This window comes from Micrococcus sp. 140720015-1, assembly GCF_053627595.1.
The window spans coordinates 389,678-409,970 of sequence record NZ_JBSEYC010000002.1 but is presented as its reverse complement, the minus strand read 5'-3'; the positions used below and the strand labels follow the sequence as shown (position 1 = coordinate 409,970).

The following is a 20,293-nucleotide window of genomic DNA, read 5'->3' as shown; positions in this document are numbered from 1 at the left end:
TCAGCGCCCTGCGACGGCCCGTTCCCCATCCGCCCGGGAGAGCCGGGCCATCACGGCCTCGAGCGGACCCCGTCGGCCGCTGAGCTCGGCGGCCAGCCCGGCCGCGAGGCACAGCACGACGAAGACGGCGAGCAGCGCCCCGTCGGCCGGGTCGAGCCCGGTCGCGTCCACGAGCGCGAGCACCACGAGGTGTCCCACGTAGAGCGTGAGCGGGATGCGCCCCGCACCCACGAGCGGGCGCAGCGCGGCGTGCCCGACCAGCGGCCGGGCCAGCAGGCAGGCGCCCAGCACGGCGCAGGCCCAGCCCGCCGCGAGCACGGCGGCCACCACGGACCCGGAGTGCGGGGTCGGCAGGGCGAGCCACAGCGGATCCGGGATCAGCAGCGCGAGCCGCGGCTCGCCCGTGCGCAGCGTGAGCGCCGTCTCGGCCGGGTCCGTGCCGATCGCCGCAGCGACCCGCTCGACCGTGCCCGGGGCCCGCAGCACCGCCGCACCCACGGCGCCGGCCGCCGCCCACGCCGCAGCCCCGCCGCCGAGGATCCCGGCGGCCACGCGGGGCCGGTCCAGCGGCAGCCGCCCCAGGGCCAGCCCCAGCACGAGGAACGCGCCCCAGGACAGGACGGGGTAGTAGCCCGTGACCGTCAGATCGGCCAGCAGCAGCCCGGGACGCAGCAGGTCCGCGGGGCCGGGGGAGAGCCAGAGCCGCCCGCCCACGAAGAACTCCTGGCGCCCCACGGCGGCCTGCGCGGCCGCGACCACCGCGAACACCAGCACCGGCCCGAGCACGAGCCACGCCCCCGCGATCAGGCCCAGGGCGCGGGCGCGCAGGCCCAGCAGGGGCAGCGCGAGCAGGAAGAGCAGGGCGTAGTGGCACAGGATCACGGCCACGGGGACCCCGAGCGTCCCGCAGGCGAGCCCGAGCACGAGCAGCAGGCCCGCCCGTCGGGCGATCCGGCGGCGCAGCGCCGCGCGCCGGACCCCCGTGGCCGGCGTCGCGCCCCCCGTGGACAGGGCCAGCCCGACCCCGGCCAGCAGGACGAACAGCACCGAGGCGCGTCCGGCGAACCACAGGAACGCCGGGTGCGGCGCCCCGTCCGCCGTCGCCGGGTCGACGACGTGGACGGTGATCATGCCGAGCAGGGCGATCCCGCGGGCCGCGTCGACGCCGGGCAGCCGACGACGCGCGGGCCGGTCCGGGCGGACGGCGGCGGGGGGCGGGGCGGGACGCAGGGCGGGCTCCTCTCGGGTCGCCGCGCGTCGCGGAGGGGCCACGGACGGCGCGGACCCCCAGTCTCGCAGGTAGGGTGGGGCCCATGAGTGCCGTCCGTTCCGCCGTCATCCCCTCCGAGCTGCTCTTCGGCACGGTCGTGCCCGCCATGGTCACCCCCATGACGGACGAGGGCGCCGTGGACCTCGAGGCGGCCGCCGCGCTGGCCGAGCACCTGGTGGACCGTGGGGCCGACGGCCTCGTGGTCACCGGCACCACCGGCGAGACCTCCACGCTCACGGACGACGAGAACGTGGCGATGTTCCGCACCGTCGTCGAGGCCGTGGGGGACCGCGCCAGGGTCGTGGCCGGCACCGGCACCAACGACACGGCGCACACCCTCGAGCTGTCCCGCCGCGCGGCCGAGACGGGTGTGGACGGGCTGCTGCTCGTCACCCCGTACTACAACAAGCCCAACCAGGCCGGCATCCGCGCGCACTTCGAGGCCGTGGCCGACGGCGTGGACCTGCCGATCATGCTCTACGACATCCCGGGCCGCTCCGTGATGCCGATCGAGCCCGAGACGATCATCGCGCTCGCGCAGCACCCCAACATCCGTGCGCTCAAGGACGCGAAGGGGGACCTGCAGTCCACCACCACCGTCCTGGCGCACACGGACCTCGACCTCTACTCCGGCGACGACGGCGCGACCCTGCCGCTCATGGCGCTCGGCGCCGTCGGGGTCGTCTCGGTGGCCGCGCACGCGGCCCCCGAGCTGTACCGCCAGCTCGTGGACGCCGTCCACGCCGGCGACCTGGCCGGTGCCCGTGATCACCACTTCGCGCTGGACCCCGTCCAGCGCGGCATCATGACCCACGTCCAGGGCGCGGTGGCCGCGAAGGCCGTCCTCGCCGCCCAGGGCGTCATCCCGTCCGCAGCCGTGCGGCTGCCCCTCGTCCAGGCCACGCCGGACGAGCTCTCCGTCATCCGAGCCGACCTCGCGGAGGCCGGCATCACCTTCTAGAAGGGACCCGTTCCATGACCGCAGGCACCCGCCTGTCCACCCCGCCCAAGCTCAAGCGGGGCACCTGCCGCATCGTCCAGCTGGGCGGCCTCGAGGAGGTCGGCCGCAACATGGTCACCTTCGAGATCGACGGCAAGATCCTCATCGTCGACTGCGGCGTCCTCTTCCCCGAGGAGCACCAGCCCGGCGTCGACCTGATCCTGCCGGACTTCGACTACATCCGGGACCGGGTGGACGACGTCGTCGGCATCATCCTGACCCACGGCCACGAGGACCACATCGGCGCCGTGCCGTACCTGCTGCGCCTGCGCGACGACATCCCCGTGATCGGCTCCAAGCTGACGCTCGCCCTGATCGAGGCCAAGCTCGAGGAGCACCGGATCAAGCCGCGCACCCGCGTGGTCAAGGAAGACGACATCGTCGAGTTCGGCCCGTTCGAGTGCGAGTTCGTGGCCGTGAACCACTCGATCCCGGACGCGCTCGCCGTCGCCATCCACACGGACGCCGGCACCATCCTGCACACCGGCGACTTCAAGATGGACCAGCTGCCGCTCGACGGCCGCATCACGGACCTGCGCGCCTTCGCCCGACTCGGCGAGGAGGGCGTGGACCTGTTCATGACCGACTCCACGAACGCCGAGGTCCCGGGGTTCACCACCACGGAGGCGGAGATCGGCCCCACCCTCGAGCGCTACTTCGCCACGGCGAAGCGCCGCATCGTGGTGGCCTCGTTCTCCTCCCACGTGCACCGCGTCCAGCAGGTCCTCGACGCCGCCCACAAGCACGGTCGCAAGGTCGCCTTCGGCGGGCGCTCCATGATCCGCAACATGACCATCGCGGCGAAGCTCGGCTACCTCAACGTGCCGAACGGGATCCTCGTGGACATCCGCAAGGTGGACAAGTACCGCGACGACGAGATCGTGCTCATGGTCACCGGCTCGCAGGGCGAGCCGATGGCGGCCCTGTCCCGCATGGCCAACGGGGACCACCAGGTGCAGCTGGAGGAGGGCGACCTCGTCGTGCTGGCCTCCTCGCTGATCCCGGGCAACGAGAACTCCGTGTTCCGCGTGATCAACGGGCTCATGAAGCTCGGCGCGACCGTGGTGCACAAGGGCATGGCCAAGGTGCACGTCTCCGGCCACGCCTCCGAGGGCGAGCTGCTGTACTGCTACAACATCGTCGAGCCCGAGTTCGTGATGCCGGTGCACGGCGAGACCCGCCACCTGATCGCCAACGGCCGGATCGCGGAGAAGACCGGCGTGCCGGCCGAGAACGTCATCCTGGCCGGCAACGGCACCGTGGTGGACATGACCGACGGCCTCGTGAAGGTCGTCGGCGAGGTGGAGTGCGGCTACGTGTACGTGGACGGCTCCTCCGTGGGCGAGATCTCCGACTCGGACCTCAAGGACCGCCGTGTCCTGGGCGAGGAGGGCTTCATCTCGATCATCACCGTGGTCAACCGGCAGACCGGCACGATCGTGTCCGGCCCGGACGTCCACGCCCGCGGCGTCGCCGAGGACGAGAAGGTGTTCGAGGAGATCAAGCCGAAGATCGTCCGGGCGCTCGAGGAGGCCGTGCAGTCCAGCAAGGACCACACCGCCCATCAGCTCCAGCAGGTGGTCCGCCGGACCGTCGGCACGTGGGTCAACCGCAAGCTGCGCCGCCGCCCGATGATCATCCCGGTGGTCCTGGAGGCCTGACCCCTCCGGGTCGCCATGCCTGCCGTGTCCGCGGTTCGCGGTAGTTTGGTGGGCATGGCGACCCGTACTTCCCCCACGCGTTCGTCGTCCTCCTCCGCCACGTCCCGCTCCGGCTCCGCCGGACGCCGAGGCTCCGGACGGAAGGGGTCGACCGCGACCGTCCCCGAGGCCGACCGGCCCGCCGCGCCCCTGCGCGCCCTGCACACCCTGTGGATGGGGTTGGCCACACCGGTCGGCGCGGGCTTCCGCAAGCTCGGCCCGGACGTGCGCATCGACCGCGAGGAACGCCGTGACGGCACCGGCCTGCTCCTGCTGCTGCTCGCCGCGCTGATCGCGGCCGTGGAGTGGTGGGGCCTGCGCGGCACCGCCGTCGGCCGCGTGGTGCACGGGGTGGTGGGCGGCACCGTCGGGTGGTTCGCCCTCCTGGTGCCGGTCGCCCTGCTCGTCGTGGCCGTGCGCTGCTTCCGCCACGCCACAGACCATCGCGCCAACGGACGCATCATCATCGGCCTGCTCATGGCCACCGTCGCGGGCTCCGGCATCGCCCACCTCGTGGGCGGCGTGCCCTCGGCCGCCGAGGCCTTCGAGGACATGCTCGGCGCCGGGGGCATGGTCGGCTACCTGGCGACGGCGCCGCTGGCCTCCCTGCTGACACCCGTGCCCGTCTGGGTCCTCATGATCCTGCTGGCCTTCTTCTCGGTGCTCGTGCTCACCGCGACGCCCGTCGGCGCGATCCCGCAGCGGATCGCGGGCGGCTACGACTGGCTCACGGGCCAGGACCCCGAGGGCGCCTCCGAGCAGCGGGCCGCCCGCCGCGCCGAACGGCGCCGGGCCCGTGAGGTGCGCCGTGAGGCCGAGGACCTCGCCACCCCGCTCTCCGTGGACGCGGAGACCGGGCGCACCCACCCGGACCACGACCAGTCCTACCTGGACGGCCCGGCCGCCGGCGCCCACGCCGCAGAAGCCTCCCGCCCCGGCCTGTTCGCGCGCCTGTTCGGCGGGCGCCGGGCACGCGAGGAGCAGGCCGCCGACCCCGCCCCGGAGCGCACCGCCAGCACCGCCTACGACTCCCCGGTGATCCACGAGGCCGAGGCCGGCTCCCACGCCGCCCCCGAGGCGGAGACCACCCAGGTCCTGCCCCGGCCCGCCCCCCGGCGGGCCGCCCGCGGGGAGCAGGGCGTGTTCGACGCCGAGCAGGCCGCCGCGGACGCGCGCGACCCGCGGGACACGGACCGGGACGCCTCGGACGACTTCGACCCGTGGGTGGACGAGGACGACGCGCCCGAGGACGCGGACGCCGAGCCGCAGCCGCCCGCCGGAGTGCGCCGGCCGACGGCCGCGGACCGTGCCCTCGAGCAGGTCCGCGAGCACGCCCGCGCCCAGCGTGAGGCCGCCGCCCCGGCCGCCGGAGCCCCGGAGGAGGACGCGGGGGAGGACACCCCGTTCGCCCTGGACGACGCCCCGGGTCAGGGCTCCGGGGCCGCCGCGCCGTCGTCGTCCTCCGCCGTGCCCGCCCGCACCCCCGCGCCGGTGCCGCCGGTGACCGCCGAGCCGGCCCGCGGCACCCAGTCCGAGCTGGGCGGGGACGTGTCCTACACGCTGCCGCAGTCGGCCCTGCTCCCGGCCGGCCCCCAGCCGAAGGAGCGCTCCGAGGCCAACGACCGGGTCGTCGCCGCGCTGACCACCACGTTCACCGAGTTCAAGGTGGACGCCCAGGTCACCGGGTTCTCCCGCGGGCCGACGGTGACGCGCTACGAGGTCGAGGTCGCCCCCGGCACCAAGGTGGAGAAGGTGACGGCGCTGGAGAAGAACATCGCGTACGCGGTGGCCTCCTCGGACGTACGGATCCTCAGCCCCATCCCGGGCAAGCGCGCGATCGGCATCGAGATCCCCAACACGGACAAGGAGGTCGTGGCCCTCGGCGACGTCCTGCGCTCGCAAGCGGCCCAGCGGACCGACCACCCGATGGTGATGGGCGTCGGCAAGGACGTGGAGGGCGGCTACGTGGTGGCCAACCTCGCGAAGATGCCCCACATGCTCGTGGCGGGCGCCACCGGCGCCGGCAAGTCCTCGTTCGTGAACTCGATGATCACCTCGATCCTCATGCGCTCCACCCCGGACGAGGTGCGCATGGTGATGGTGGACCCCAAGCGCGTCGAGCTCACCGCGTACGAGGGCGTGCCCCACCTGGTCACCCCGATCATCACGAGCCCGAAGAAGGCGGCCGAGGCGCTGCAGTGGGTCGTCAAGGAGATGGACACCCGCTACGACGACCTCGCGGCGTTCGGCTACAAGCACGTGGACGACTTCAACAAGGCCGTCCGGGCCGGCCAGGTGAAGCTGCCGCCGGACTCCAAGCGCGTGCTGCGCCCGTACCCGTACCTGCTGGTCATCGTGGACGAGCTCGCGGACCTGATGATGGTCGCCCCGCGCGACGTCGAGGACGCGATCGTGCGCATCACCCAGCTGGCCCGTGCGGCAGGCATCCACCTCGTGCTCGCCACGCAGCGGCCGTCCGTGGACGTGGTCACGGGCCTGATCAAGGCCAACGTGCCCTCGCGTATGGCGTTCGCGACGTCGTCGGTCACGGACTCGCGCGTGGTCCTGGACCAGCCCGGCGCGGAGAAGCTGCTCGGCCAGGGCGACGCCCTGTTCCTGCCGATGGGCAAGTCCAAGCCCATGCGCGTGCAGGGGGCGTGGGTCAACGAGTCCGAGATCCACGCCGTCGTGGAGCACGTGAAGTCGCAGATGCAGGTCCAGTACCGCGAGGACGTGATCCCCGAGAAGACCGAGAAGGTCATCGACGAGGACATCGGCGACGATCTGGACCTGCTCCTGCAGGCCGTCGAACTCGTGGTCACCACGCAGTTCGGCTCCACGTCCATGCTGCAGCGCAAGCTGCGGGTGGGCTTCGCGAAGGCCGGCCGCCTCATGGATCTCATGGAGTCCCGCGGCGTCGTGGGCCCCTCCGAGGGCTCCAAGGCCCGCGACGTGCTGGTCAAGCCCGACGACCTCGCGGACGTGCTCGCCACCATCTCCGGAGACACCCCGCCCTCGGCCGCATCCGGCGACGGCGACGCCTCGGCGTCGGCCGGTCCGCGCGACCTGGTGCAGGAGGACCTGGAATCGCGCCCGGCCGCCGTGGACTGGAACGATGAGGACGACGAGGGATCGGAGGACGCGTGGCAGCTGACGGGCAGATGAGCACGGCGGGCGGGGCGCAGCGCGTGTCCGCCTGGAACCTGCCGAACATCCTGACCTCGGTGCGCATCCTGATGGTGCCCTTCTTCGCCTGGGCGCTGTGGGGCGGCGGGCCGTGGGGCGGCGACTCGCCCGTCGCCCGCTGGCTCGCGCTGGCGCTGTTCGCGGCGGCCATGTACACCGACAAGCTCGACGGGGACATCGCCCGCGCCCGCGGGCTGATCACCGACTTCGGCAAGATCGCGGACCCCATCGCGGACAAGCTGCTCACGGGCACGGCCCTCGTGCTGTTCTCCCTGCTGGGGGAGCTGTGGTGGTGGGTGACCATCGTGATCCTGGTGCGCGAATGGGGCATCACCCTGATGCGCTTCGTGGTGATCCGTTACGGAGTGATGCCGGCCGGCCGTGGCGGCAAGCTCAAGACCGTGCTGCAGACCGTGGGCATCGGCCTGCTGCTCCTGCCCCTGGCCCCGCTCGTGGGCGGCTGGTGGCCGTGGGCCGGCTGGGTGGTCATCGGGGCCGCCACCGTGCTGACGGTGCTGACCGGCCTGGAGTACGTGAAGGACGCGTGGGTCCTGCGGCGGGATGCCCTCGCCGCCCAGCGGGGGGCCTGAGGCGATGACCATGGCGGCGGCCCGGGACGTGGTGCACGCGCTCGCGGAGGCGGGCCTCACGGTGGCGACGGGGGAGTCCCTCACCGCCGGCCTGCTGGCCGCGCGCCTGGCCGACGTCCCCGGGGCCTCGGCGGTGCTGCACGGCGGCGTGGTGGCCTACCAGAACGCCGTGAAGACCGGCCTGCTGGGCGTGCCCGAGGACCTGCTCGCGCGGGTCGGGGCGGTGGACGCGGACGTGGCCCGGCGGATGGCCCTCGGCGCCCGCGCGGCCCTGGGCGCCGACGTCGGCGTGGCCACCACGGGCGTCGCCGGGCCCGAGCCCCACCAGGGCCAGCCGGTGGGCACCGTGTGGCTCGGCCTGGCCGTGCCCGACGCGGACGCGAGCGGGCTGGACGTGGTCGGCGGCGAGCGCGACGGCGCGGCCACCGCGGTCCTCCTCCGGCTCGACGGCGACCGGGCCGCGATCCGGGAGGCCACCGTCGCCGCGGCGCTGCAGGCCCTGACGCGCCTGCTCGCCGGCCGCGGCCACTGAGGCGGCACGGGGGGCTTCGACCGACCCGCCTCGGCGCCCCGTCCCTGGTGCCGGCCCGCCCCGCCGCGTAGGTTCGGCGCGATGGAGACCGCATCGCCTCCCACCCCGCCCGAGCGTGCACCGCAGGACGGCGACGACGCCCCGGGCCCCCGCGTCATCGGCCTCGTGGCCGACCCGGGCACCCCGTGGGCGCTCGTGCGCCGCATCGCCGGGGACGTCGAGGACCGGCTCGACGAACGCCTGCCGCAGCCCGGCGGCTGGCGGGTCGAGACACGTCAGGAGTCGCTGCCGGTCGGTGCGACCGGGGGCATGGTCCTGGAGGAGCCGGTCCGCTCCCTCGCGGACGGTCAGGGATGGGACACGGTGGTCGCCGTCGTCGACCTGCCCCGGTTCGACGACCGGCGCGGCGTGGTGGCGGACGTCGTGCCGCAGCTGCGGGTCGGCGTCGTGTGCGTCCCGGCGCTGGGGGTCATCACCCCGGCCCGCCGGCTGCGGGAGACGGTGCTGCGGATCGTCGAGCACATCGACACCGCCCCGCACGTGGACCCGCCGGACGGGGAGCTGGACGTGCAGTCCTCGGACGAGTCCGGCGAGGTGGAGGAGGACGGCGGCCGGCCCCCGGCGGACGAGCCCCCCGAGCCCGACACGGACGCCCTGCGGGGCATCGCCCCGCTGGGCGACGTCGACGCGGACGTGGCCACGACCACCGGGATGGGCGGCGGGTCCCGGCGCACGTCCACGGTGTACGTGAAGGGCTGGACGGGCACGCTGCGTCTGCTGGCCGGGATGGTGATGGCCAACCGGCCGCTGCTCATGCCGCGGGACATGACGTTCACGATCGCGTCGGCCAGCGCGGCCGGTGCCTACGGCGTGTTCTTCGGCTCCATCTGGGTGCTCTCCAGCGTGATGTCCCCGGGGCGGCTCGCGGCGGTCAGCGTGCTGTCCGTGGTGCTGCTGGTGGCGTGGCTGGTCACCACGAACGGTCTGTGGACGCATGGTGCGGCCCACCGGCACAGCTCGCGGCTGGACAACCTCTCCACCGTGCTCACCGTGGGCCTGGCCTGCACCGTCGTCTACGTGCTGCTCTTCGTGACGCTGCTGCTGGTCGCGCTCATGATCATCCCCGTGGAGTATCTGGGGGAGGAGCTCGAGCAGCCCAGCGGCGTGGGCGACTACGTCCGGCTCGTGTGGCTCGCGGCGTCGATGGGCACGATGGCCGGAGCCGTCGGCTCGAGCCTGGACGACTCCGACCGCATCCGGAACGCCACCTACTCCCTGCGGGAACGGCATCGGCGCTCGGAGCGGCACGAGGGCGACGGGGCCGCCGAGGGCCCGACGGCGGGGGAGGCCGTGCCCCGGGAATGAACGCGACCCCGCCCGACGTTGAATGTAACGAGTCAAGAAGAGTGCCTCGCGGGATCAGGCCCGCGGCCCGGCACCCTTCAGGAAAAGTCCAGGAGCAGGCGATAGACATGATGCGACATCCCGTCCATTCCCACGGAATCACGCGCTGGGTCGATGACCAGCCCCGTCCCCGCGCGGCCGCCCCCGACATCAAGGAGCGCAGCATGCCCCTCCTCCGCCACGAGATCGGCGACGTCCTGCGCGACGTCCGGCAGCTCCAGGGCCGCACCCTGCGCGAGGTCTCGCACGACGCCCGTGTCTCGCTCGGCTACCTGTCAGAGGTGGAGCGCGGCCAGAAGGAGGCCTCCTCCGAGCTGCTGGCCTCGATCTGCCAGGCGCTGGACATCCCGCTGTCCTACCTGCTGCGGGAGGTCTCGGACCGGCTCGTGGAGCAGGAGGGCATGGTCGTCCCGGACACCCTGCCGGACGATCTCACGGACCCGAGCCTGGGCTCGCTGGCCGGCCGCTGACCCCGCCACCCCCACGGCGCGGGCGCCCCGTCTCGGGGCGCCCGCGCCGTCTGCGTCCCCGTCCCTGACCCCGCGACCGACCACAGAGAGGACCTCCCGTGCGCGAGAGCGAGTTCCGCCGGCTGATGGACGAGGAGTTCGGCCCCGCCCGGGCCGGCCTCGTGGCCGACTCCCTGCACCTGCCCGGCCTGGACACCACCGCGACGGCGGCGCTCGCCGCCGGCGTGGACCCGCGGCGGGTGTGGCTGGCGGTCTGCGACCTGCATGAGATCCCGCAGGAGCGGCGTCTCGGTCGGTACGTGCCGCCGAAGCGGTGAGGGCGCCGGGGCGCGCCGGGGAGGCCGCGGCGCCTGCCCGGCGGTGGCGGCGGCTACAGTGACCTGTGGATTTCGGCGCGCGCCGCGCGTGAAGGACCCACGTCGCGCGTCCTCTCGACAGCGCGAGGACCCATGTCTCGTCCCACCCCTCGAGGAGGCCCTATGCCCACGCCCGGTTCGGATGAACCGGTCGCACGCCTGCTGGCGCGCGGCTCAGAGTACAGTGTGATCGTTCCCGATGCGGGTGAGGACTACATCCAGGGGATGGTGCTGGAGGGGACGGTGTACGAGTCCGCGATGCTGGAGAAGATGGCGGAGGCGCTCTCGCCGGGTGACGTGGTCGTCGACGTGGGGGCCAACGTGGGCAACCACACCCTGTTCCTCGCCTGCACGGTGGGGGCTCGGGTGATCGCCGTGGAGCCAGATGCACGGCTCGCCGACGCCGTCCGCCGCTCCGCTGCGCTCAACGGCGTCGAGGACGCCGTGGAGGTGCACGCCTGCGCGGCAGGCGCCGGCGAGGGCGAGGCCGTCCTGCGCGAGGGGGACCCGGCCAACCTCGGGACGCGGTCGATCGACCGGTCTCCGGAGGCCGAGGGCGACCGGGTGCCGGTGCGCACCGTGGACGAGATCGTCGGCTCGCGCCTCGTCGCGATGCTCAAGGTGGACGTCGAGGGATTCGAGGCGCACGTGCTCGACGGCGCCCGCCGCACGCTCCGGCGCAGCCAGCCCCTGCTGTGGATCGAGTGCCTCGACGAGCCCGCCTACGAGGCGGCGGTCGAGCGGCTCCGCCCCCTGGGCTACCGCGTGGCCGACGTGGAGAACTCCTCGCCGACCGTCCTCTTCGTCCCGCGATCCGCGGACGGGCGGCAGGAGGCGGGGATGGACGCGGTCATGCGCCGCATGTACGCCGAGCGCTCGACCGCGCTGGCCCTCCGGGAGCGGCTGCCGGCCGGTGACGGTGAGCCCGGCGAGGGCGCGGAGATGCGAGCCGACCTGGCGGAGGCGGAGGCGGACCGGGACGCGGCGCGCCGTCGAGTCGAGGAGCTGGAGGCGCTCGTCGCCCGGAACCGGGAGGACTTCCGCGTGCTCCGGGGGTTCGTGGCGGAGGCCGAGGACCGCATCTGGAACCAGCGGCACGCCCAGTCCGAGCGGGAGGCGGCGCAGGAACGCCTGCAGGAGATGGAGGACGCCCTGGAACGCCTCGCGGTGGAGAAGGAGTCGGCCCTGCAGGCGGTCCAGCAGACGCGGGCCACGCTGCGTCACGTGCGGTCCTCGCGCACCTTCCAGGCGGGCAAGGCGCTGCGGGAGGCCCGGAGCCTGACCGGCGTGCGCCGCGCCGTGCCCCGACTCATCTCGATCATCCGCGCCGACAAGAAGGGTGGGCAGGCATGAGCCCCCGGATCCCCGCACCTGTGGTTCCCGAGGACGTCCCGTCGCGGCGCCGTGAGACGGATCCGGTGCCGGTCCGCAGACGCACCGGCCGGGCCGGGAAGCTCGTCGTGGCCTGCATCCTGGACGAGTTCTCCTTCACCTCCTTCGAGGGCGAGGCGGACCTGGTGCCGCTGACCATGGAGTACTGGCGCGCCGAGCTGACGGCGGCGCAGCCGGACCTGCTGCTCGTGGAGTCCGCGTGGCGCGGGCACCGCCAGACCTGGTGGAACACCGTCCATCGGTTCGGCCCCGAGCTGGAGGGCATCCTCCGGTGGTGCCGTGAGAGGGCTGTGCCCACCGCCTTCTGGAACAAGGAGGATCCGGTGCACTTCAACACGTTCCTCACCACGGCGGGCCACTTCGACGCGGTGTTCACCACGGACCTGGACTGCGTCCCGCGCTACAAGCGCGAGCTCGGGCACAGCAACGTGCACTTCCTGCCGTTCGCGGCCCAGCCGGTCCACTCCAATCCCGTGGAGGCCTTCGAGCGGGTGCAGGGGTGCGCCTTCGCCGGCGCCTACTACGCCCGCTACCCCGAGCGGCTGGCGGATCTGCGGGAGCTCAGCTCGCAGCTCTCCGCGGATGGCCGGCGGTTCGACATCTACGACCGCAACCTGGGCCGGGGGAACGCCGACTACGCCTTCCCGGAGGAGTACAAGCGGTTCATCGTGGGCGGCGCGCTGACCCCGGACCTGCTGGACATCCCCTACAAGGGCTACACGGTCAACCTCAACCTGAACTCCGTGAAGCAGTCCCAGTCCATGTTCGCCCGCCGGGTGTTCGAGCTCCTGGCCTCCAACACGCTGGTGGTCAGCAACTTCTCCCGCGGGCTGCGGCTCATGTTCGGCGACCTCGTGGTGGCGACGGACTCGGGGACGCAGATGCGACGTCGGCTCGAGCAGATCGAGGCCCACTCCAACGGCAACGAGCGGATGCGCGCCATGGCGCTGCGCAAGGTCCTGCGGGAGCACACCTACGCCGAGCGGCTCTCCTTCGTGGCCCAGCACGCCGGGGTCACCCTGCCTCCGGCCGAGGTCGAGCGCCCGCTGCTGATCGTGCCGCATGCACCGGGCCGCGATGAGGAGGCCGTCCGCGGCCTCCTGGCGTCCTGGACGCGGCAGTCCTGGACCGACTGGGTGCTCGCCGTCCTGGTGGAGGACGATGCGGACGCGGCGGCCGTCGAGGCCGCGGCGGACGACGACCGCGTGGTCGCCGTCCAGTCCGCCGACGGCCTTGCGGCGCTGGCGCGGTCGCGCGGATGCACCGCCCTCGGCACCCTGGAGCCCCAGGACTGGTACGGGCCGCACTACCTCGAGGACCTCGTGCTGACCCTGCGGTGGGCCGACGTGGACGCCGTCGGGCACCGGGAGCACTACGCGGTGCCGGAGGGCGGCGGCGCCCCGGTGCGCCGCGAGCCGCGCACCGCGTGGACCCCGTGCGACGGACTGCCCCTGCACCGGTCGCTGGTGCGCCTCGACCCGGCGGCGGAGGCCGCAGTGTCCGGCGTCCTCACCGAGGCGACGGCGCCTGCCGGCCTGGCCGTCTCCGCGCTCGAGTACTGCGCGGGCGGGGCGCATGCCCCGGCCGCCCTCCTGGAGCCAGTGTCGGCGCTGCCCCTCGACCAGGGGCTCGGACTGGACGAGATCCGTCGCCACGCCGACGCGCTGGTGTTCGAGGAGTCCTCCGACGACCTGCCCGTCCTCGACCTCGACATGCTGTTCGAGGGCATGACGACCTTCGACGCCATCACCATGACGTGGGAGGACGGCGAGGCGCGGCTGACATCGCGGATGGAGGCGGGCCGTCACCAGTACTGGATCAACCCGCACGTCAGGCCGCTGGACGCGGAGCTCCTCGGCCGCACGGAGCCCCTCTACCTGGACGTCGGGGTCGGGCTCGACGTCATGCTGGTCGCGTACTGGCTCGACTCCGCGGGAGGACGCATCGGCCACGCGATGATCCCGGCGCGCCAGTTCGTGGAGGTGACCATTCCCGACGACGCCGTGGCGATGCGCTGGGGACTGCGGGTGAGCGGGTCCGGCAGTGCGGTGATCCACCGTGTGGTGAACGGCCCCTTCGTGGCGCCGCCCGTCCCGCTGTTGGTGCGCAGCCCGGACGTGCTGGTGACGAACATCTACCCGTCCTACGGGAACCTGTACCGCAACGGGTTCGTGCACAGCCGCCTGCGTCGCTACCTCGAGGCGGGGCGCCGACTCGAGACCGTCACCCTGGGGACCGCTCATCAGCCGGAGTTCCGGGAGTTCGAGGACGTGGACGTGGCCGTGCTGCGGCCGGCTGACCTGTCCGCCACGCTCGCCAAGGGGGAGGCGCGCTCGCTCACCGTGCACTGCCTCCTGCCGGAGACCTGGGACGTGCTGAAGACGGCTCCGTCGCTGCCCCCCACCACCGTGTGGATCCACGGGTTCGAGATCCAGCCCTGGTGGCGCCGGCGGTTCAACTACACCTCCGAGGAGGAGCTGGAGGCCGCCAAGGACCTGTCGGAGACCCGTCTGACGATGTGGCGGGAGATCTTCGAGTCCTCCCCCGAGGACATGCACTTCGTCTTCGTCTCCCAGTGGTTCGCGGAGACGGTGTTCGAGGACGTCGGCGTGCGGCTGCCCGACCACCGCTGGAGCATCATCCACAACCCCATCGACGCGGACGTCTTCCGCTACCGGGAGAAGACGGCCGAGGACCGTCTGCGCATCCTCTCGATCCGGCCGTACCATTCCCGGGTGTACGCGAACGACCTGGCCGTGGCGGCCGTCCTCGATCTCACGGCCGAGCCGTGGTTCGACGAGCTCGAGTTCACGTTCCTCGGGGACGGGCCGCTCTTCGAGGAGACGGTCGCGCCGCTGCGTGATCTGCCCAACGTGACGGTGCGCCGCGGCTTCCTGACCCACGCCGAGATCGCGGCCGAGCACGCGCGCCACGGCGTACTGCTTGTGCCCACCCGGAGCGACACTCAGGGCGTGAGTCGCGATGAGGCCATGTCTTCTGGGCTGGTGCCGATTACATCCGCTGTCGCCGCAGTGCCGGAATTCGTGGACGAGGAGTGCGCGTTCCTCGCCCCGCCGGAGGACCACCACGGCCTGGCCGACGCGCTGCGGGCGCTGCACCGGGACCCGGAGCGCTACCTGGGGATGTCCCGCGCCGCCGCGGAGCGGGTGCGGGCGCAGTCCGGGGCGGACCACGTGGTCGCCGAGGAGATGGCGGCCTCGTTCGGGAGGACCGCCTCATGACTCTGCGCACCACCGTGCTCGGCAGTCGGCTGACCTTCAACGCGTTGTCGAGGCACCCGGACTTCGTGACGTCGACGGCCGGATTCCTGTCCCGCGTGTCCCTGGCCGGATGCGGCACTCCTCCCGTGGCGGAGGTCGACCTCGCATCGGTGCCGACCCCTGCACGCACGACGCTGACCCGCGACCTGGGCCGCACCCTCCTCGCGGACGTCGTGGTCTCGCAACCGGACGTCGTCGTGCTGGACGCGCTGGAGGAGAGATGGCCGCTCGTCGTCCTCCCCTCCGGCGCGGTGGTGACCGCGTCTCCCGAGCTGGGAAGGCTCGGCAAGGTCGCAGGGGAGAGGGTTCCGTTCGGATCGGACCGTCACTTCGCCCTCTGGGAGGCCGGGTGGGAACGCGCACTGGTGGTGTTCGAATCGGTCGGCCTGCGCGACCGGCTCATCCTCCATCGAGTGCTGCTGCCGACCCAGGACGAAGCGGGGGACGTTCTGGCGGGCGCCGCCGAGCGACGCCGGGCCAACCGGTTTCTCGCACGGGTGTACGGGCGCATGCAGGAAGACCTGCCCTGGCGACGGGTCGTGGCCCTTCCGCCAGCGGCGGCGCACGCCGCCGCATCGGGCGAGGGGAGCGCTGATCCGCTGGCCCTGAGTCCGGACTCGGCCGCAGAGCTGGCACGTCGCGTGCTCACGGCGGTGGAGTCCACCTCGGGGGGCGTCGCCGGGCGCCCGGGCGGCCTCGTCCTCCACGGTGACCTCTCCCGGGCAGAGGAGGATCGATCCCTCGTCGTCCTCCTCGACGGTCTGCACCACGAGGACGGGGCGGCGCCCCGTGCGGTCGTGGCCGCGCAGGGGTGGCTCACGCAGAGGGCCGTGCCGTGGTTCTCGCTGACGGTGCGCGGCGGCCAGACGGCCGTGTCGGAGGCGGCGGCCGAGCTCGCCGAGCTGTCCGAGGCGACCGGCCGCGATCTGCTCCTCGTGGGCGGCGGAGGCGCCGGATACGAGGCGCTGCGGCTGGCCGGCCGGCTCGGAGACGCGGCGTCCGCGCTCGCGTGGAACCCGGATGCCGGTCCCGAGCCGCAGGACGAGGAGGGCGACGGCGCGAGCACAGAGCGCGTCGACTCCCTCGTCGCGGGACGGCGTGCGCTGGTCCTCCAGGGTTCGGAGGACCCTCGGCTCCAGTCGACTCTGATGCCGGTCGTCCAGCGGACCCCCGGGGCGGGGCCCGGCCCCCTGCTGTACGGGGTGGGGGACGGCCACGCAGCCCTCGTGCTGCGGTGGCCCGGCGGCGAGGATGACATCCCTCCGGCGGTGCTCCTGCTCGTCCTCGACGCACTGCGCCGGGGCGGCCGCCCGAGGGCGGTGCTCTCCGCCCTCCAGCGGCGCCTGGCGTCCGGTCCGCCGGCAGCAGTCGCGCACGCCCCCGGAGCGGTGCCGGAGGCGCGGTCCTCCCCTGAGGAGAGGACGGGCCCGGAGCCTACGGAGGCGCCGGTCGTAGACGAGCCGGGGCCGGCCGAGGGCGCGAGCGCCGGTCTCGCCGTGCGGGGAACCGACGACGGTCGGGTGCGCGTCGACTGGGACCTCGCCGAGCTGTCGGACGGCCGGGCAGCCGGAGCGGACTTCTCGATCGAGGCAGACGGGCTGACGGAGGCGACGGTGGAGGACGCCGTGCCGCCCCTGATCGTGCAGCCGCTCGGCGATGACGGGTCCTGGCGCCTGGACATGTGGGACGGGCGAGGCCGGGCCGTGGGCTCGGTCCGATTCGACCGGCGTGCGCGTCGGCTCGAGCCATCGACATCCTGAGGCCCGGAGGCTGCCGGGCGCGCGCGACTCGCCGGAGATCGAACACATGTTCGATCCGTGCGGTAGAGTCCTGCACAGCAGTGCGACGGGGTGATCTCGTCCACAGGCGGATCGGGGGCGCTTAACGTGTCCGCCGCTCCCCGTAGGTTCACGCACATGACCGAAGACGGGCGCGCAGCCGCCCGCCGCACCGCCACCAGAGCTAGGGGTGAAGGATGAGCAAGACTCCGGATCGCGAGAAGGCCCTCGAGGCAGCCCTCGCGCAGATCGACAAGCAGTTCGGCAAGGGCTCCGTCATGCGGCTGGGCGATCAGACGCAGACGCCGGTGGAGGTCATCCCCACGGGCTCGGTGGCCCTGGACGTGGCGCTGGGCATCGGCGGCCTGCCCCGCGGCCGCGTCGTGGAGATCTACGGCCCGGAGTCCTCGGGCAAGACCACGCTGGCCCTGCACGCGGTGGCCAACGCGCAGCGCAACGGCGGCATCGCCGCGTTCATCGACGCCGAGCACGCGCTCGACCCGGTGTACGCGCGCAAGCTCGGCGTGGACACGGACGCGCTCCTCGTCAGCCAGCCGGACACCGGCGAGCAGGCCCTGGAGATCATGGACATGCTGGTCTCCTCCGGCACCCTGGACATCGTCGTGATCGACTCCGTGGCCGCGCTCACGCCGCGCGCCGAGATCGAGGGCGAGATGGGCGACTCCCACGTGGGCCTGCAGGCCCGCCTGATGTCGCAGGCGCTGCGCAAGATCACCGGCCGGCTGCACCAGACCAAGACCACGGCCATCTTCATCAACCAGCTGCGCGAGAAGATCGGCGTGTTCTTCGGCTCCCCGGAGACCACCACGGGCGGCAAGGCGCTGAAGTTCTACGCGTCGGTGCGCATCGACGTTCGCCGCATCGAGACGCTCAAGGAGGCCGGCAACCCCGTCGGCAACCGCACCCGCGTGAAGATCGTGAAGAACAAGATGGCCCCGCCCTTCAAGCAGGCCGAGTTCGACATCCTCTACGGCGTGGGCATCTCCCGCGAGGGCGGCTTGATCGACATGGGCGTCGAGGAGGGCATCGTGAAGAAGTCCGGCGCCTGGTTCACCTATGACGGAGACCAGCTGGGCCAGGGCAAGGAGAACGCCCGCCGGTTCCTCAAGGACAACCCGGACCTCGCCCAGGAGATCGAGGAGCGCATCCTCACGAAGCTCGGCATCGGCGTGGACCCGGAGGCCGAGGCGGACGAGGGCCCCGCCCTGACCGCAGTCCCGGGTGACACCGCGGCCGGATGACCCGAGCCCGCAAGGACGCCGGAGGCGGCGCCGCCCGCCGGTCCGAGAGGACCGGGCGGAGCGGCGCCGCCTCCGGCGCGTCTGCTTTCGACGACGCGCGCGACACCGACGCCGCCCGGATGTGGCTCGAGCTGGCGGGTGTGCCCGAGGCCGACGGGCCGGTCGAGGAGAGGAACGCGGGCACGGCGTCGCCCGCGGTCCCACCGGATAACCCGGTCGATCGGAGCCTCGCCGCGGCGGGGAACGCCCCTGCGTCAGCGCCGTCCGGTCCTGTCCCAGCGCGGGCCGAGGCCGAGGCTCCGGACCTGGGCTCGCTCCTGGGCCGTGCGAGCGACCTGCCCAGCCCCTCGCCCGGCGCCGCCGCGCGCGTGCTGCCGTGGTCGACGGACGCACGACCCGAGCGTGACGGGGGCGGTGCCCCGTCCGGGCCGAGGCGTGTGCGCCGTCGGAATGCCCGGCCGTCCGCCGCGGATGCCGCGTCCACCCCTGATGAGGCCCGGCCGCGCCGTCGCCCGGGGCCCGCGCCCCTGCCGGCCGACCCGCAGGAGCGGGAGGAGGCCGCCCGCGAGGTCGTCCTGCGGCAGCTCGCCCTGGGGCCGCGGTCCCGCGGCCAGCTCGAGGCCAAGCTCACCGAGCGCAAGGCCGAGCCCGAGCTCATCGCCCGGGTCCTGGACCGGTTCGAGGAGGTCCGGCTCGTGGACGACGTCGCCTTCGCCGAGGTCTGGGTCCGCAGCCGCCACCGGTCCAAGGGACTGGCCCGGCGGGCCATCGGCCACGAGCTGCGGCAGAAGGGTGTGGACCGGGACGTCGCGGCCGAGGCACTCGAGGCCATCGACGGGGAGGACGAGCGTGCCGCCGCCCTCGAGCTCGTCCGCCGCCGCCTGCGCGGCCGCCGGGTCCCCGCCGGCAACGGACCGGACGCGCGCGCAGAGCGGGACAAGGTGACCCGGCGCCTCGTCGGCATGCTGGGGCGCAAGGGGTATGGAGGAGGGCTCGCTTTCGCAGTCGTCCGGGAGGCACTTCAGGAGCAGGGATGACGAGGTGTTCCTCCGGCAAGACCGGGTCGACGGACGGCGAGGCGCCGCCTGGCCGATACGATGACCGCCATGCTCGCAATGCCAGACGTCACCGCGCTGCCCGGCCCCACAGGACTGGTCGTCGAAGCGCTGGTGCGTGACGTCCCGTCTCCCCGGGGCCTCGTCGTATTCCTCCCCGGAGCGCTCTCGCCCAAACGTGAGGACCGTTCCATGCCGGTGTTTCACCGCTGGTCGTGGGCTGAGGACCTGCCGGACTTCGCGGTCCTGACCATCGCGGACCCCGCACTCCGCCAGGACGCGGAGCTCGACGGGGCCTGGTTCATCCATCCCGAGGTGGACGTGGTCCGCGAGATCGCGGCCGTGGTCCTCGAACATGCCCGGGAACGTGGACTCGGCCCGGACAAGATCCTGTTCTACGGATCCTCGTTGGGTGGTTTCGGTGCGCTCGCCTCCGCCGCCGCCGCCCGGACCCGTGCGGTGGCTGAAGTGCCGCAGATCGACTTCCGCGGCTGGCTCCCCGGCGCCGTACGGGCCGTCGAGAAGCGCATCCTCGGGATGACGGTCACCGAGTATCGACGCCACCACCCCGAGCGGGTGGACGTCTGGTCCCGGTTCCTCTTCGAGCGGTACGTCCCACCGTTCACCATGATCTCCAACGAGGCGGACCGGTGCTTCCCCCAGCAGCTGAAGTTGATCAGCACGATCCGTTCGAGCACGCTCTACCGCGCGGAGAACGCCGACCTTCTGGTGACGGCACGCACTCACGAGCATCAGACCCTCCAACGCGCAGTGGCGTTGCGCGCCATCAGGGCAGCGCTGCCGACGGAAGGCTGAGGTCTCACCCGGCGGGTACCACCCGATTCCGCCTCGATCGGCCGGTGGACGTTTCGGCATTCCCTCTGTCACGGACGACGCCGTCCAGGGGCTTCTGCCGGCTTCGACACCGCTGACGCCGGATCCCCGTCGCCTGCCACGAGCGGGGCGTCCGCGAAACGTCTGATCGGCGGCGGGCCCCGCGCCCCGCACGAGGTTCCT

The 20,293-nt window shown here is 73.1% G+C and carries 15 protein-coding genes; 14 read left to right on the top strand and 1 reads right to left on the bottom strand.

What is annotated here, in order from left to right; translation table 11 throughout:
- Entirely contained in the window at nucleotides 1-1,272 is a 1,272-nt protein-coding gene (locus ACUXPL_RS05165) for a heparan-alpha-glucosaminide N-acetyltransferase domain-containing protein (RefSeq protein ID WP_454182345.1), read from the bottom strand.
- 41 nt (nucleotides 1,273-1,313) lie between these two features.
- Between ACUXPL_RS05165 and dapA the strand changes: the two genes are divergently transcribed.
- From dapA to ACUXPL_RS05095, 14 genes are all read left to right on the top strand, one after another.
- On the top strand, nucleotides 1,314-2,231 hold the full coding sequence (dapA, locus tag ACUXPL_RS05160) for a 4-hydroxy-tetrahydrodipicolinate synthase (RefSeq protein WP_036384223.1): 918 nt from the start codon (nucleotides 1,314-1,316) through the stop codon (nucleotides 2,229-2,231).
- A gap of 14 nt (nucleotides 2,232-2,245) precedes the next feature.
- Complete coding sequence (locus tag ACUXPL_RS05155) at nucleotides 2,246-3,931, top strand: ribonuclease J (protein WP_145033237.1); 1,686 nt, start codon at nucleotides 2,246-2,248, stop codon at nucleotides 3,929-3,931.
- A 54-nt stretch (nucleotides 3,932-3,985) separates the two neighbouring features.
- The gene (locus ACUXPL_RS05150; RefSeq protein WP_454182343.1) at nucleotides 3,986-7,135 is read left to right on the top strand and encodes a DNA translocase FtsK 4TM domain-containing protein; all 3,150 of its coding nucleotides are present in this window, start codon (nucleotides 3,986-3,988) and stop codon (nucleotides 7,133-7,135) included.
- Nucleotides 7,132-7,746, top strand: a complete 615-nt coding sequence (locus tag ACUXPL_RS05145; RefSeq protein ID WP_454182427.1) for a CDP-alcohol phosphatidyltransferase family protein — start codon at nucleotides 7,132-7,134, stop codon at nucleotides 7,744-7,746. Before ACUXPL_RS05150 ends, ACUXPL_RS05145 begins: the two co-directional genes overlap by 4 nt.
- A gap of 10 nt (nucleotides 7,747-7,756) precedes the next feature.
- Nucleotides 7,757-8,278 (top strand): CinA family protein, encoded by a 522-nt coding sequence (locus ACUXPL_RS05140; protein ID WP_454182341.1) that lies wholly within the window; start codon nucleotides 7,757-7,759, stop codon nucleotides 8,276-8,278.
- A gap of 81 nt (nucleotides 8,279-8,359) precedes the next feature.
- Nucleotides 8,360-9,643 carry a hypothetical protein gene (locus tag ACUXPL_RS05135; RefSeq protein ID WP_454182339.1) on the top strand — a complete coding sequence of 428 codons (1,284 nt, stop codon included), beginning with the start codon at nucleotides 8,360-8,362 and terminating at the stop codon, nucleotides 9,641-9,643.
- A gap of 107 nt (nucleotides 9,644-9,750) precedes the next feature.
- Nucleotides 9,751-10,152, top strand: a complete 402-nt coding sequence (locus ACUXPL_RS05130) for a helix-turn-helix domain-containing protein (RefSeq protein WP_036315027.1) — start codon at nucleotides 9,751-9,753, stop codon at nucleotides 10,150-10,152.
- 98 nt (nucleotides 10,153-10,250) lie between these two features.
- Nucleotides 10,251-10,469 carry a DUF3046 domain-containing protein gene (locus tag ACUXPL_RS05125; RefSeq protein ID WP_454182338.1) on the top strand — a complete coding sequence of 73 codons (219 nt, stop codon included), beginning with the start codon at nucleotides 10,251-10,253 and terminating at the stop codon, nucleotides 10,467-10,469.
- A 162-nt stretch (nucleotides 10,470-10,631) separates the two neighbouring features.
- On the top strand, nucleotides 10,632-11,861 hold the full coding sequence (locus tag ACUXPL_RS05120) for an FkbM family methyltransferase (RefSeq protein WP_454182336.1): 1,230 nt from the start codon (nucleotides 10,632-10,634) through the stop codon (nucleotides 11,859-11,861).
- The gene (locus tag ACUXPL_RS05115) at nucleotides 11,858-15,142 is read left to right on the top strand and encodes a glycosyltransferase family protein (RefSeq protein ID WP_454182334.1); all 3,285 of its coding nucleotides are present in this window, start codon (nucleotides 11,858-11,860) and stop codon (nucleotides 15,140-15,142) included. Before ACUXPL_RS05120 ends, ACUXPL_RS05115 begins: the two co-directional genes overlap by 4 nt.
- Entirely contained in the window at nucleotides 15,139-16,941 is a 1,803-nt protein-coding gene (locus ACUXPL_RS05110; protein ID WP_454182332.1) for a DUF6270 domain-containing protein, read from the top strand. The genes ACUXPL_RS05115 and ACUXPL_RS05110 overlap by 4 nt, the downstream gene beginning before the upstream one ends.
- Before the next feature lie 215 nt (nucleotides 16,942-17,156).
- Nucleotides 17,157-18,221, top strand: a complete 1,065-nt coding sequence (recA, locus tag ACUXPL_RS05105; RefSeq protein WP_180537184.1) for a recombinase RecA — start codon at nucleotides 17,157-17,159, stop codon at nucleotides 18,219-18,221.
- Nucleotides 18,218-19,258 carry a RecX family transcriptional regulator gene (locus ACUXPL_RS05100; RefSeq protein ID WP_454182330.1) on the top strand — a complete coding sequence of 347 codons (1,041 nt, stop codon included), beginning with the start codon at nucleotides 18,218-18,220 and terminating at the stop codon, nucleotides 19,256-19,258. The genes recA and ACUXPL_RS05100 overlap by 4 nt, the downstream gene beginning before the upstream one ends.
- Nucleotides 19,259-19,327: 69 nt before the next feature.
- Nucleotides 19,328-20,092, top strand: a complete 765-nt coding sequence (locus ACUXPL_RS05095) for a hypothetical protein (protein ID WP_454182328.1) — start codon at nucleotides 19,328-19,330, stop codon at nucleotides 20,090-20,092.
- The last annotated feature ends 201 nt before the right edge of the window (nucleotides 20,093-20,293 follow it).